The sequence below is a fragment of the Alistipes sp. dk3624 genome, assembly GCF_009557455.1.
Classification (GTDB): Bacteria; Bacteroidota; Bacteroidia; order Bacteroidales; family Rikenellaceae; genus Alistipes_A; species Alistipes_A hominis.
The window spans coordinates 1925284-1938547 of record NZ_CP045651.1 but is presented as its reverse complement, the minus strand read 5'-3'; the positions used below and the strand labels follow the sequence as shown (position 1 = coordinate 1938547).

Annotated in this window: 14 protein-coding genes; 13 read left to right on the top strand and 1 reads right to left on the bottom strand. The window is 55.6% G+C overall.

Annotation, left to right across the window (positions count from 1 at the left end; translation table 11 throughout):
• Positions 1 to 45: 45 nt before the first annotated feature.
• On the bottom strand, positions 46 to 924 hold the full coding sequence (locus GFH31_RS08200; RefSeq protein ID WP_101571880.1) for a helix-turn-helix domain-containing protein: 879 nt from the start codon (positions 922 to 924) through the stop codon (positions 46 to 48).
• A 179-nt stretch (positions 925 to 1103) separates the two neighbouring features.
• Between GFH31_RS08200 and atpD the strand changes: the two genes are divergently transcribed.
• The 13 genes from atpD (at position 1104) to GFH31_RS08135 (ending at position 13227) form a co-directional block, all read left to right on the top strand.
• Complete coding sequence (gene atpD, locus GFH31_RS08195; protein WP_101571883.1) at positions 1104 to 2648, top strand: F0F1 ATP synthase subunit beta; 1545 nt, start codon at positions 1104 to 1106, stop codon at positions 2646 to 2648.
• Entirely contained in the window at positions 2645 to 2887 is a 243-nt protein-coding gene (atpC, locus tag GFH31_RS08190; protein WP_055202717.1) for an ATP synthase F1 subunit epsilon, read from the top strand. Before atpD ends, atpC begins: the two co-directional genes overlap by 4 nt.
• 56 nt (positions 2888 to 2943) lie before the next feature.
• Positions 2944 to 3351, top strand: a complete 408-nt coding sequence (locus GFH31_RS08185) for a hypothetical protein (protein ID WP_055202719.1) — start codon at positions 2944 to 2946, stop codon at positions 3349 to 3351.
• The gene (atpB, locus tag GFH31_RS08180; RefSeq protein WP_055202721.1) at positions 3344 to 4420 is read left to right on the top strand and encodes a F0F1 ATP synthase subunit A; all 1077 of its coding nucleotides are present in this window, start codon (positions 3344 to 3346) and stop codon (positions 4418 to 4420) included. Before GFH31_RS08185 ends, atpB begins: the two co-directional genes overlap by 8 nt.
• A gap of 58 nt (positions 4421 to 4478) precedes the next feature.
• Entirely contained in the window at positions 4479 to 4727 is a 249-nt protein-coding gene (gene atpE / locus GFH31_RS08175) for an ATP synthase F0 subunit C (RefSeq protein ID WP_055202723.1), read from the top strand.
• Positions 4728 to 4745: 18 nt separating this feature from the next.
• Positions 4746 to 5249: a F0F1 ATP synthase subunit B gene (gene atpF, locus GFH31_RS08170; RefSeq protein WP_055202725.1), complete on the top strand. Its 504-nt coding sequence runs from the start codon at positions 4746 to 4748 to the stop codon at positions 5247 to 5249.
• A 3-nt stretch (positions 5250 to 5252) separates the two neighbouring features.
• Entirely contained in the window at positions 5253 to 5807 is a 555-nt protein-coding gene (locus GFH31_RS08165; RefSeq protein WP_118457076.1) for a F0F1 ATP synthase subunit delta, read from the top strand.
• Between the two features lie 27 nt (positions 5808 to 5834).
• The gene (gene atpA, locus GFH31_RS08160) at positions 5835 to 7415 is read left to right on the top strand and encodes a F0F1 ATP synthase subunit alpha (protein WP_055202729.1); all 1581 of its coding nucleotides are present in this window, start codon (positions 5835 to 5837) and stop codon (positions 7413 to 7415) included.
• Positions 7416 to 7418: 3 nt separating this feature from the next.
• Positions 7419 to 8285, top strand: a complete 867-nt coding sequence (locus GFH31_RS08155; RefSeq protein WP_101571889.1) for a F0F1 ATP synthase subunit gamma — start codon at positions 7419 to 7421, stop codon at positions 8283 to 8285.
• Between the two features lie 466 nt (positions 8286 to 8751).
• Positions 8752 to 10323, top strand: a complete 1572-nt coding sequence (locus GFH31_RS08150) for an SUMF1/EgtB/PvdO family nonheme iron enzyme (RefSeq protein ID WP_153497764.1) — start codon at positions 8752 to 8754, stop codon at positions 10321 to 10323.
• Positions 10324 to 10383: 60 nt separating this feature from the next.
• Positions 10384 to 11745, top strand: coding sequence for a Gfo/Idh/MocA family protein (locus GFH31_RS08145; protein ID WP_055202735.1), 1362 nt, complete (start codon positions 10384 to 10386; stop codon positions 11743 to 11745).
• A 91-nt stretch (positions 11746 to 11836) separates the two neighbouring features.
• Positions 11837 to 12331 carry a WbuC family cupin fold metalloprotein gene (locus GFH31_RS08140; protein WP_153497763.1) on the top strand — a complete coding sequence of 165 codons (495 nt, stop codon included), beginning with the start codon at positions 11837 to 11839 and terminating at the stop codon, positions 12329 to 12331.
• A complete protein-coding gene (locus GFH31_RS08135; RefSeq protein WP_153497762.1) occupies positions 12328 to 13227 on the top strand; it encodes a sugar phosphate isomerase/epimerase family protein in 900 nt (299 codons plus the stop codon). Before GFH31_RS08140 ends, GFH31_RS08135 begins: the two co-directional genes overlap by 4 nt.
• Positions 13228 to 13264: the final 37 nt, after the last annotated feature.

Sequence of the window (13264 nt, the reverse complement as noted above, 5' to 3'; positions counted from 1 at the left end):
CAAATATAAAAATTATTCCGACAGGATTTTCAGCCCGGTGCGTGCTTATTCGCTGAGCCGGTACGCTTTCGGCGTCATGCCCGTATGCTTCTTGAAAAAACGGCCGAAGAACGACGGCGTCGGGAAATTCAGGTAGTTGGCGATCTGCTGCACGGTCATCTGCGACGATTTCAACTGCGTTTTCGCATCGAGCACGACCGTCTCGTTGATCCATTCGGTAACGGTGCGGTTGGTGGTCTTCTTAACGACCGACGACAAGTATTTAGGCGTCAGACACAACTCCCGCGCATAAAAAGCCACCGTCCGCTCCTCTTTATAATGCAGGATAATCAGGCGGATCAGCTTGCGGAAAATCTCCTCGTCGCGGGTCAGTTGCCGGTCGCTTTTCGCATATTTTTTCTGATACAGGGCGCTGATCTCGTAAAAAAGAGTCAACAGCAGGTTCTGCACGATCTCCCTACAATAACAGTGCTCCTTGCGCAGCGCTTTCTCGTACAGCAAATCGAACAGATCGAGCAGCGTTTCGGCGTCGTCCGCAGCCAGCGGCAGCACCGGAGTCTGGAAAATATACGGATAAAGCGGATTGATCGCCTGGTAAATCCCTTTCAGGAATTCCGCGGAAAAACCGGTCATGCAAAGGCTGAAATCGTCGCTTTGGCGCGGAATATGGACGATCGTTCCCGGGACGATGAAGATTAAATCGCCGGGACGGATTTCGGAAATTTTCAGGTTCAGCGAGATCGTACAACTCCCCGCCGTACAAATTCCGGTGCACGCACCGTAAAACCGTACCGGCTCGGCGAAAAGAGCCGGCGCGCTCCACCTGCGGTCGGTAACCAGAAAATGATCGGTCACGTAACCGCGGCCGTCCGCCGGCCCGATTTGCGCTACGCCGATACCGGGCAATCCTTCTTTTTTCATCATCTTCGCACAACGGCATAAATGTGCCGGACAGGGGCAAAGATAACAAACCGGCGGAACTCCGACAAGGAGAAAAAAAGGTAGTAAAAAAGAAATTTAGGACATTAATGCCGTGGATCGGGACTTTTTTGATCCGTTCAACTCCGTACCTTTGAAATGTTTTTTTTAATTGGAAAAAAGTTATGGAATCGGAAAACATATCGAACACGGCCCATCCGTCGCAGATTACAGGTCGCATTTCGCAGATTATCGGCCCCGTGGTGGACGTGGCGTTCGAAGGCCCCGAAAACGAGGTCGTTCTGCCCAGCATCCACGACGCCATGCAGATCCGGCGCGACAACGGAAAAATCCTGATCGTCGAAGTACAGCAGCACATCGGTGAAAACACCGTGCGCACCGTCGCGATGGACAGCACCGACGGCCTGCGCCGGGGAATGGAAGCGGTATCGCACTTCAGCCCGATTACCATGCCGGTCGGCGAGCAGATCAAAGGGCGGCTGATGAACGTCGTGGGCGATGCGATCGACGGCATGAAGCCGCTCGACGAAAAAGGGGCTTACCCGATCCACCGCGAACCCCCGAAATTCGACGAACTGACCACCGTGCAGGAAGTGCTCTACACCGGTATCAAGGTGATCGACCTGCTCGAACCCTATTCGAAAGGCGGTAAGATCGGACTGTTCGGCGGCGCAGGCGTCGGCAAGACCGTGCTGATCATGGAACTGATTAACAACATCGCCAAGAAACACCACGGCTTTTCGGTTTTCGCAGGCGTCGGCGAGCGTACCCGCGAGGGCAACGACTTGCTGCGCGAAATGATCGAATCGGGCGTGATCCGCTACGGCGAGGCGTTCAAGGAGAGCATGGAAAAAGGCGAATGGGATCTGTCGAAGGTGGATTACAAGGAGGTCGAGAAATCGCAGGCCACGCTGGTGTTCGGACAGATGAACGAACCTCCCGGAGCCCGCTCTTCGGTGGCGCTGTCGGGGCTAACCGTAGCCGAATCGTTCCGCGACGCGGGAACCGGAACCAAGGACATCCTGTTCTTCATCGACAATATTTTCCGTTTCACGCAGGCGGGCTCCGAAGTATCGGCGCTGCTCGGACGTATGCCGTCGGCCGTGGGTTACCAGCCGACGCTGGCCACCGAAATGGGCGCGATGCAGGAGCGGATCACCTCGACGAAAAAAGGTTCGATTACCTCCGTACAGGCCGTTTACGTGCCGGCGGACGACCTGACCGACCCGGCCCCGGCGACCACGTTCACGCACCTGGACGCCACCACCGTATTGAGCCGCAAGATCACCGAGCTGGGGATCTACCCGGCCGTCGATCCGCTCGAATCGACTTCGCGCATCCTCGATCCGCTGGTGGTCGGCAAGGAACACTACGAAACCGCGCAGCGCGTAAAACAGATCCTTCAGCGCAACAAGGAGTTGCAGGACATCATATCGATCCTCGGCATGGAGGAGCTCTCGGACGAAGACCGGCAGACCGTGAACCGGGCGCGCCGCGTACAGCGTTTTCTGTCGCAGCCGTTCACCGTGGCCGAACAGTTCACCGGCGTACCGGGCGTGATGGTCACCATCGAGGAGACGATCCGCGGGTTCAAAATGATCCTCGACGGCGAAGTCGATTACCTGCCCGAGCCGGCCTTCCTGAATGTCGGAACGATCGACGAAGCGATCGAAAAAGGTAAAAAACTGTTAGCACAGGCTGCCGTATGACCCTCGAGATCTTATCCCCCGAACGGACGCTTTACAGCGGAGAAGTGGAGCGCGTAACGCTGCCGGGAGCGCTCGGCGAGTTCACCGTGCTCAGAAGGCACGCTCCGATCATCTCCGCCCTCGTCAAAGGGGAGGTCAAATACCTGCTCAAAGACGGCAAAGAAGAAAAAGTGGCGATCGCGAGCGGTTTCGCGGAAGTGAAAAAAGACAAAGTGTCGGTCTGCGTCGAAAGCGTCTGACGACAGAAAAAAGAAAACACGGGGAAGCGTCGGGCTTTCTCAAACGACTGGAAAAAATGGAAAACGGGGAACGTAAATTTAAAAGGCATTACGTGATCGGGCTGACCCTCCTGACACTGATTTCGGGCTGGGGCGGCGCGGCGCTGATGCTGGGCGCTTACCCGGAACATTATGTGGAATGGCTGCCGTACATGCCGCTGTTTTTCTATTTCTGGGGGCTGATTTTCGTGGCGCTTTTCCGCCGCAACACCGGGCGGAAAATGACGCGACTGTTCCTCGGCATGAAAGTGGCGAAAATGTTGCTTTTCGTTCTGCTGATCGGGCTTTACACGTCGCTGGTGGATGTTCGCAATACGGAGTTCGTCGTGACGTTTCTCGCCTACTACCTGATTTTCCTGCTATTCGAAACGGTGTTTTTCTGGCACTATGAAAACAAATTGAAAAAAAACGAAGGGAATGAATAGTTTACGACATATCGTTGCCATCGTGTGTCTGCTGCTGTTCGGGATCGCGAAACCCGCAGCGGCGGAAGACCTGCCCAAAGGCGAGGATGCAGACGTGAAGGAGATCGTTTTCGGACACATCGGCGACGCTTACGGATGGCACATCACGACCTGGGGCGAAACGCACGTGACGGTTCCGCTGCCGGTGATCGTTCGCAGCAAGACCGGACACTGGAACGTATTCTCATCGTCGCGCCTGGAACATGGGGAATATAACGGCTATTACATCGCGCAGGACGGCCCGTACGCCGGCAAGATCGTCGAACGCATCAACGGACAGGAGATGCGCCCGCTCGACCTGTCGATCACGAAGACGGTGTTCGCGTTGCTGCTGAACAGCCTGATCCTCGTCTGCATCGTACTCGGCGTCGCACGGTGGTACCGCAAACGCACAGTCGAAACGGCCGCGCCGGGCGGATTCGTCGGAGCGATGGAAATGTTCGTGATGATGATCCACGACGACCTGATCAAAAGCTGCGTCGGGAAAGATTACAAACGGTTCGCGCCGTACCTGCTGACCGTCTTCTTCTTCATCTTCATCAACAACATCATGGGGCTGATCCCGATTTTCCCCGGAGGGGCCAACGTGACCGGCAATATCGCAATCACGATGGTGTTGGCGTTGTGCACATTCGTCGCCGTGAATCTGTTCGGGACGCGCGAATACTGGAAAGAGATTTTCTGGCCGGAGGTTCCCGTATGGCTCAAATGTCCGGTTCCGATGATGCCGGCGATCGAACTGGTCGGTATTTTCACGAAGCCGTTCGCGCTGATGATCCGTCTGTTCGCCAACATGATGGCCGGACACGCGGTGATCCTGAGTCTCACGTGCCTGGTATTCGTCACGGTCAGCATGGGCCCGGCCGTCAACGGATCGATGACAGTGGTATCGGTATTGTTCTGCATCTTCATGAACCTGCTGGAACTTCTGGTGGCGTTTATCCAGGCCTACGTATTCACGATGCTGTCGGCCGTATTCATCGGCCTGGCGCGCGTGGAGCACCATAAAACCGAAGAAGCGGAAATTTAATCCGGATACGGAATTTCAAAAAGTTACTAATTCAAATAACAATTAAAAACCTAAAGTTATGTTACTTACATTATTGTTACAGGTTGCAGCAGAATTGAGCCTCGGAAAACTGGGCGCAGCGATCGGCGCCGGTCTGGCCGCCATCGGAGCAGGTATCGGTATCGGTAAGATCGGCGGATCGGCGATGGAAGCCATCGCACGCCAGCCGGAAGCTTCGAACGATATCCGTACGAATATGATCATCATCGCGGCGCTGGTCGAAGGCGTTGCGCTGTTTGCCGTGGTCGTTTGTTTCCTCGCGCTTTAATCCTAAATCCGGAAAGCGATGGGACTCTTACAACCCGAATCGGGCCTCCTGTTTTGGATGCTGCTGTCGTTCATCGTCGTTTTCGTGATCCTGGCCAAATACGGTTTCCCGGTTATCACGAAGATGGTCGAGGAGCGTAGGGTTTTCGTCGAAAAGTCTCTGGAAGCGGCCAAAGAGGCAAAAGCCCAACTGGACAATATCAAAACCGAAAGCGAAGCCCTGCTGCAGCAAGCGCGCGAAGATCAGATGAAAATCCTGAACGAAGCCGCCGCCGCCAAGGAGCGTATCATCAGCGAGGCGAAGGGACAGGCGCAGGCCGAAGCCCAGAAACAACTCGAAGAGGCGAAACGCCAGATACGGCTTGAGAAAGAGGCCGCCGTACGCGAAGTACGCAGCCAGATCGCGATGCTGTCGGTCGATATCGCCGAAAAAGTGATCCGTAACAAGCTGGACAACACCCCGGCGCAGATGTCGATGATCGACCGACTGCTCGAGGAGATGCCCGACATGAAACAGTCGTAGCGTATGAACACAGGAATGATCCCGGTACGGTATGCCAAAGCGTTGCTGGAGTTCGCGTATGAAAAAAAATGCGCGGAACAGGTGTACGCCGAGATGTCCGCCGTGGCCGGAAGTTTCGAACGCGAACACGCGCTGCGCCGGGTACTGGATAATCCCGTACTGCCGGTCGACAAGAAAACGGAACTGATCCGTACCGCGGGCGGAGGACGAACGAGCGAAGTATTCGACCGGTTCGTGTGGCTCGTGCTGCACAACCGCAGGGAACGTTACTTGCAATCGATCAGCCTGATGTACCTCGATCTGTACCGCAAACTGAATCGCATCAGCACCGGCAGGCTGGAAACGGCCGTACCCGTAACTCCCGAAACCGAACGGAAGATCATCGACCTGATCGCCTCCGAAACGAACGGGAAGGTGGAACTCAAAACGTCCGTCAAACCGGAATTGCTCGGCGGGTTCGTTTTCGAAATGGACTCGGAACGGCTGGACGCCAGTATTGCGACGCAACTGCGCAATATCAAGAAACAATTCGTCGAAAAGAACAAACGGATTGTATAGTGTTTTTAATCAGTAAACAAAGAAGGTATGTCTGAAAATATAAAGGCAAGCGAGATTTCGGACGTGCTGCGGATGCAGCTCGAGGGAATCGACACCGACCTTCGGTTCGAAGAAGTCGGCACGGTGCTTCAGGTCAGCGACGGCGTCGTCCGGATCTACGGCTTGCAGAATGCTGAGGCCAACGAACTGTTGGAGTTCGACAACGGCATCCGGGCCGTGGTGATGAACCTCGAGGAAGATAACGTCGGCGCCGTGCTGCTGGGCCCGACGGATCAGATCCGCGAAGGGGACACCGTGAAACGCACCAAGCGCATCGCGTCGATCAACGTCAGCGAGGCGATGCTCGGTCGCGTGATCGACCCGCTCGGCAATCCGCTGGACGGCATGGGACTGATCGGCGGCGAAACGATCGAAATGCCGCTGGAACGCAAAGCGCCGGGCGTTATTTTTCGGCAGCCGGTGAACCAGCCGCTGCAAACCGGGCTGAAAGCCGTCGACGCGATGATCCCGATCGGCCGCGGACAGCGCGAACTGATCATCGGCGACCGCCAGACCGGAAAAACGGCTATCGCCATCGATACGATCCTGAACCAGAAAAGCAATTTCGAAGCGGGCGACCCGATCTACTGTATCTACGTAGCCATCGGGCAAAAAGGCTCGACCGTAGCCACGATCGTCAACACGCTGCGTGAAAAAGGAGCGATGGACTATACGGTCGTCGTGGCCGCTACGGCTTCCGACCCGGCCGCCATGCAATATTTCGCACCGTTCGCCGGGGCCGCCATCGGCGAATACTTCCGCGATACGGGACGCCACGCGCTGGTCGTTTACGACGACCTGTCGAAACAGGCGGTAGCTTACCGCGAAGTATCGCTGATTCTCCGCCGCCCGTCGGGCCGCGAAGCGTATCCGGGCGATATCTTCTACCTGCACTCCCGTTTGTTGGAACGCGCCGCGAAGATCATCAACCAGCAGGAAGTGGCCGAGCAGATGAACGACCTACCGCCCAGCCTGCAAGGCAAGGTCAAAGGAGGCGGTTCGCTGACGGCGCTGCCGATCATCGAAACGCAGGCGGGGGACGTAGCCGCCTATATCCCGACCAACGTGATTTCGATCACCGACGGTCAGATCTTCCTCGACACCGACCTGTTCAACCAGGGAAACCGCCCGGCTATCAACGTCGGAATCTCGGTATCGCGCGTCGGCGGTAACGCGCAGATCAAGGCGATGAAAAAGGTGGCCGGCACGCTGAAAATCGACCAGGCCCAGTACCGCGAACTGGAAGCGTTTACGAAGTTCGGCGGCGACATGGATCCGGTGACGGCGCTGACGATCGACAAAGGACAGAAAAACACCCGTCTGCTGGTACAACCGCAATACTCGCCGATGCCGGTCGAACAACAGATCGCCGTACTGTACTGCGGTACGCACGGCCTGCTGAAAGACGTTCCGCTGGATCGGGTGCAGGATTTCGAAACGGCATTGATCAACAACCTGCTGGGCAGCGAAACGCTCGCCACGTTGAAAAAAGGCATCATCAACGACGAGGTAACCGCCAAAATCGAGGAAGTGGCTGCAGCAGTCGCCTCGGCACTTAAAAAGTCATAAGCCATGGCATCGCTGAAAGAGGTCAAGGGAAGAATCGCGTCGGTCAACAGTACGCTGAAAATCACGTCGGCCATGAAAATGGTAGCGTCGGCCAAGTTGCACCGCGCGCAGGGAGCCATCGAAAACATGCTCCCCTACGAGCGGAAGCTGAACGGTATCCTGTCGGGATTCCTGTCGGCCGAAGGTTCGGTCAGTTCTCCCTTTGCCGAAAAGAGGGAAGTGCAGCGGGTGGCTATCGTGGCCGTTTCGTCAAACTCGTCGCTCTGCGGTGCATTCAACGCCAATGTCGCTAAAAAACTGCACGAAACGATCGCCTCTTACGGCAAGCTGAAACGGGAAAACATTCTGATCTTCCCGATCGGGAAAAAAATCGCCGAAGCGACCCGCAAAGAGGGTTTCGAACCGCAGGGCGATTACCAGAAAATGGCTGAGAAACCGACTTACAAAGAAACTTCCGATCTAGCCGCCCGGTTGATGAAGATGTTCGCAAATCACGAGATCGACCGCGTCGAACTGATATACAACCATTTCAAAAGCACGGCCGTACAGGTGCTGACGCGCGAGGAGTACCTGCCGATCGACACCGAACAGCAGAAAGGGAAAGGTCTGAGCGCGGATTATATCGTCGAACCGGATCGCGAGACGGTCGTCAACACGCTGATCCCGCAGGTGCTGGGGCTGAAAATTTTCACCGTGTTGCTGGATTCGAACGCCGCCGAGCATGCCGCCCGGACGATCGCTATGCAAATGGCGACGGACAATGCGATCGAACTGATCCAGGAACTTACGATCCAGTACAACAAAACACGCCAGCAGTTGATTACGAACGAACTGCTCGATATGATGGGAAGCGAAATCGGCAATGACTGATTTTTCGACATCGCACACCTGACAAAAACGCCTTCATGCGATGAAGGCGTTTTTTATTACCCGAAAAAGTTTCGTATACACGCTGCCGACACAGTGATCGCCCCCGGCCGATCATGTTTAGCAACCGGGACGATCCCGTCGCTGCCGACCGCTTCGAATTATCGATCTTCATTTTACCCCCTAAACATCATAAGAGAAGTTCCGGCTGTCCGCCCATCACGGAGTCGCTATAGGGGCGAAAAACGAGCCGGGTGGTAGATTTCGAACCGGAATTTCAGCCGAATACCCCCCCCCGCACATTTTCCGGAAAGAACATCGGCCTCAACCGGAAGTGATTTAGAACGCACTTTAATAAAAATTCTTAGTAAAAGTTTCGGCGATGTTTTGGCTTTTCTGGCATATTTTATATAAATTTGTATTTAAGCTGCGGAGTGTGGCTAATTGAAAATTTTAACTATCAGTTTGTATGTCCGGGAAATCCGAAAAAAAAGAGCATCAGAAAAAAATTATAGGGCTTAGCCGTAAAGGACTCATTTTAACTGTCATAGCGGCGGTTGCCGTCGGAGCGAGCATCACGATCGGATTGAACAGAGTTTACATGCAGAGTTCGACGGACGAGTCGTGCCAGTCGTGCCATGTGCACCCTCAGGCGGATAAAAGCTGGAAACTGTCGTCGCACCACAACAGCAAAAGCGGCGTAGTGACCGGTTGCGCCGAATGCCACCTGCCCCCGAAAGGCTCTTTCAAGCATTTCACGGCCAAAGCGCGGACCGGTTTGAAAGATTTGTGGGCCTACTGGACGAAAGACAGTTCCGAATTCGACTGGGAAAGTAAAAAAGAACTGGACCACGCCGTCACGATCGTCTACAACGAATCATGCAAGGAGTGCCATCAGCAGTTGTTCCCGTCGCGGCTCAGTCAGGAAGGTATCACCGCCCATCTCTACTACGAAGAAAACGAAAAGAAACTCGACCTGCAGTGTATCAGCTGCCATCTGGACGTAGGCCATTACGATCCGAACTATACGCATGCGAAAATGCAGGGCATCCCGCAGCCCGAAGCGAAAAAAGGCGAACCGTTCACCGAAGCGGCTACCGTAACCGCATTCGAGAATTTTACCGAAACCATCCCCGGTACGACCGTATCGTTTGACATGAAAGCGATCCCCGGAGGAACTTTCGCAATGGGCAGCCCGGACGACGAACCGTTCCGCAGGGACGACGAAGGCCCCGTAAAAAAAGTGACCGTTTCGCCGTTCTTTATCGGCGAAACCGAAGTGACCTGGGATCAGTACTGGGCTTTTTACGCCGAGACCATGTCGGAAGGACGCACGCCGCCGGAAAAGGTTTACGCCAACAATTCGAACCCGGAAGTAGACGCGATCAGCGGCCCGACCCCGCCGTTCGGCATCCCCGACCAGGGTTGGGGCAGCGGCAACCGGCCGGCCATCACGATGACCCATTACGCGGCCGAAACGTTCTGCCAGTGGTTGTCGAAAAAAACCGGCAAGAAATACCGTCTGCCGACCGAAGCCGAATGGGAATACGCGACGCGCGGCGGAACGGAAACGCCCTACTTCTTCGCCGGCGATCCGAAGAAACTCTCCGATCAGGGCTTCTGGCGGAAATTCTTCGACGCCGACACGACCAACATAAACCGTTACGTCGTCTATACCAAAAACAGCAAGAACAAAACCCAGGAGCCGTCGTTCGTACAAGCCAACCCGTTCGGGCTTAAAAATACGCTCGGCAACGTAATGGAATACTGTTCGGACTGGTATGCCGAAGACGCCTACGCGAAAATGCCCGACGGCGCAGTCGATCCGAAAGGCCCCGCATCGGGGAAAGAACACGTAGTGCGCGGCGGTCAGTTCTCCGACGACGCGGCGGATCTGCGATCGGCCGCCCGCGGACATACCGAGCACGACAAATGGCTGAAAACCGATCCGCAAAATCCGAAAAGTATCTGGTGGTACTCGGATATCCGCAGCATCGGGTTCCGGGTCGTATGCGAACCCGCCGATGGTCAGCAACCGTAATCGTCAGAGCTTGTCCGACAAAAAAGAAACCAAATCAATAAAACCTAAACATTAACTATTATGAGCAAGGATAACAAAATTACCAGAAGGGAGTTCCTCTCCTATTCGGCAGTGGCCGGCGTAGCCGGAGCGCTGGGCTTTTCACCGCTTCTTTCCTCGTGCGGAAACAGCAAAAAGACGGCTTACGTACCGTTGAAAGCGCCCGGGGAATATTACATTCCGGAATTGCCCGACAAAGCGGCCGACGGAAAAGAACTGAAAGCCGGCGTGATCGGCTGCGGCGGACGCGGTTCGGGAGCGGCCGAGAACTTTCTGGCGGCCGCCAACGGAGTCACGATCACGGCGCTTGGCGACGTATTCGACGACCGCCTGCAGGGATTGAAAAACACGCTGAAAGACAAATACCAGATCGAAGTAGCCGACGACAAATGCTTCACCGGTTTCGACGCCTATAAAAACGTGATCGATTCCGGCGTAGACGTGGTAATCATCGCCACGCCCCCGTTTTTCCGTCCGGAACACTTCAAATACGCCACCGAAAAAGGGGTACACAGTTTCCTCGAAAAACCGATCTGCGTCGATCCGGAAGGTTACCGCACCGTAATGGCCGCGGCCAAGCAGGCCCAGGCCAAGGGGCTGTGTGTTATCACCGGAACGCAGCGTCACCATCAACGCCCCTACGTAGAATCGTATAAAAAGGTGCAGGAAGGTCTGATCGGCGAAATTACCGGCGGCAACGTCTACTGGAATCAGCCGATGCTGTGGTACCGCAACCGTGAAAAAGGTTGGTCGGACATGGAGTGGATGATCCGCGACTGGGTGAACTGGAAATGGCTTTCCGGAGACCATATCGTTGAACAACACGTTCACAATATCGACGTATTCAACTGGTTCTCGGGTTATAAGCCGAAACGAGCCACCGCTTTCGGAAGCCGCCAGCGCCGCGTGACGGGGGATCAGTACGACAATTTCAGCGTAGATTTCGAATACGACAACGGCGTTCATATGCACAGCATGTGCCGCCAGATCGACGGCTGCGATTCCAACGTCAGCGAATTCATCCAGGGAACCAAAGGATCGTGGAGCAGCACCGACTTCGCCATCCGCGACCTGCAGGGCAACATCGTATGGCAGTACGACAGCGCGACCGAAGATGCCGCCCACCAGCAAAACGACCCGTACACGCTGGAGCATGTCAACTGGATCTCCTGCATCCGCAACAATACCCCGATCGTACAGGCCGAAGAGACCGCCACATCGAATATGTGCGCCATTATGGGCCGGGAATCGGCTTACACCGGCAAGTCGGTCTCTTGGGACGAAATGACGGCATCGCCGCTGAACCTCACGCCTGCCAAGATGGAACTTGGCCCGATGGACATGAGCATCTATACCGTTCCCGTCCCGGGCACAGGCAAATAAAACGAACTCCGGCGATCCGGATTCCGGCAATAAAACGGGTATATACATCTATACCCGTTTTTATTCGTTCCGGGAGACAACCTGAAACAAGATGAAACTCATCGATGCCGAACTGTTGAACCGTACCTCCGCCCAGGCCAGAACGGACGACCGTCTCCGAAAGAATTATAACTTTCACGAACGGCCGGACGATCCGGTAAACCGGCTGTTGAATGCGCTCGAACCGGGCAGCTACCTGCCGGCGCACCGCCACCTGAATCCTGCCAAGGACGAGGCGATCGTGGTATTGCGCGGCAGCGTCGCCTCGTTCATTTTCGACGACCGGGGCGAAATTGCCGAATGTGCCGTGATCGACCCGCAGCAAGGCGTTTACGGATTCGACATTCCGGCCGGCGAGTGGCATAGCCTGCTGGTGCTCAAAAGCGGTACGGTCGTCTACGAAGTGAAGCCCGGCCCGTATATTCCGTTGCAGGAGTCCGACCTGGCGCCCTGGACGCCGCACACCGGCGACGCCGAAGGGATCGGTCGTTACCTGAAACGATTGCAGGACGAATTATCGAACCGAAACAAACAATCAAAAATATGAAAAGAAGAGACTTTTTACGGGCGACGCTGGTCGGCGGAGCCGTCGCAGCGGTCAGTCCGCTGAACATGCTCGCAGGATGCGACAGCACTAAAAAGAAAAAAACGGAACTGAAACTCTCGTTCCAGGAAGGAACCGCTCCCGGTGAAACGCTGGAGCAGAAATTCGATTTCATGGAACAGAACGGCGTGGTCGGCTTCGAACCCGGCGGAGCCGGCTTGGCCGCACGGGTCGGCGAACTGCAAAAACTGCTGCAAGGACGCAACATCAAGGTCAGCGCGATTTGCGCCGGTTTCCAGGGCTTCATTCTGTCGGAAGACGAAGCCGTGCGGCAACAGTTCGACCAAACGATGCGCGAGATCATCGCTGCGGCCGGCGAACTCGGCTCGACGGGCGTCATCATGGTTCCGGCTTTCAACGGACAGGTTCCCGCAATGCCGCACACGATGGACACCCGCAACTACTTGGTAGACCAACTCCGCCAGTTGGGCGATTACGCGGTACAGTGCGGCACGACCGTCATTCTCGAACCGTTGAACCGCAACGAGGCATTCTACCTGCGCCAAGTAGGCGACGCCGCCTCGATCTGCCGCGATGCGAAACATCCCGCCGTGAAATGCATGGGCGACTTCTGGCACATGACTTTCGAAGAACCTTCCGACTACGGGGCCTTCTTCTCCGCCGGCGAGCACCTGCAGCACGTACACATCGCCAGCCGCGGCACCCGCAACACGCCCGGCGAAGACGGCGACGTAGACAACTACGTGGACGGCTTCCGCGCCCTGAAAGCGATGAATTACCCGAATTACGTCAGCTTCGAATGCGGCTGTAAAGGAGACAGGGCGCAGAGCGTTCCGGCTGCGCTGAAACTGATCCGCGAACAGTGGGACATGGCCTAAACCGGTCGGTTCCTCGCACTGATTCGGGAATTATTTT

Excerpts from the sequence above, each read along its gene's own strand:
- atpB (WP_055202721.1), top strand. The coding sequence starts at position 3,344 with ATGAATAGTTTACGACATATCGTTGCCATCGTGTGTCTGCTGCTGTTC.
- atpF (WP_055202725.1), top strand. The coding sequence starts at position 4,746 with ATGGGACTCTTACAACCCGAATCGGGCCTCCTGTTTTGGATGCTGCTG.
- atpC (WP_055202717.1), top strand. The coding sequence starts at position 2,645 with ATGACCCTCGAGATCTTATCCCCCGAACGGACGCTTTACAGCGGAGAA.
- GFH31_RS08155 (WP_101571889.1), top strand. The coding sequence starts at position 7,419 with ATGGCATCGCTGAAAGAGGTCAAGGGAAGAATCGCGTCGGTCAACAGT.
- GFH31_RS08135 (WP_153497762.1), top strand. The coding sequence starts at position 12,328 with ATGAAAAGAAGAGACTTTTTACGGGCGACGCTGGTCGGCGGAGCCGTC.
- GFH31_RS08200 (WP_101571880.1), bottom strand. The coding sequence starts at position 924 with ATGATGAAAAAAGAAGGATTGCCCGGTATCGGCGTAGCGCAAATCGGG.
- atpE (WP_055202723.1), top strand. The coding sequence starts at position 4,479 with ATGTTACTTACATTATTGTTACAGGTTGCAGCAGAATTGAGCCTCGGA.
- GFH31_RS08150 (WP_153497764.1), top strand. The coding sequence starts at position 8,752 with ATGTCCGGGAAATCCGAAAAAAAAGAGCATCAGAAAAAAATTATAGGG.
- atpD (WP_101571883.1), top strand. The coding sequence starts at position 1,104 with ATGGAATCGGAAAACATATCGAACACGGCCCATCCGTCGCAGATTACA.
- GFH31_RS08140 (WP_153497763.1), top strand. The coding sequence starts at position 11,837 with ATGAAACTCATCGATGCCGAACTGTTGAACCGTACCTCCGCCCAGGCC.
- GFH31_RS08165 (WP_118457076.1), top strand. The coding sequence starts at position 5,253 with ATGAACACAGGAATGATCCCGGTACGGTATGCCAAAGCGTTGCTGGAG.
- atpA (WP_055202729.1), top strand. The coding sequence starts at position 5,835 with ATGTCTGAAAATATAAAGGCAAGCGAGATTTCGGACGTGCTGCGGATG.
- GFH31_RS08185 (WP_055202719.1), top strand. The coding sequence starts at position 2,944 with ATGGAAAACGGGGAACGTAAATTTAAAAGGCATTACGTGATCGGGCTG.
- GFH31_RS08145 (WP_055202735.1), top strand. The coding sequence starts at position 10,384 with ATGAGCAAGGATAACAAAATTACCAGAAGGGAGTTCCTCTCCTATTCG.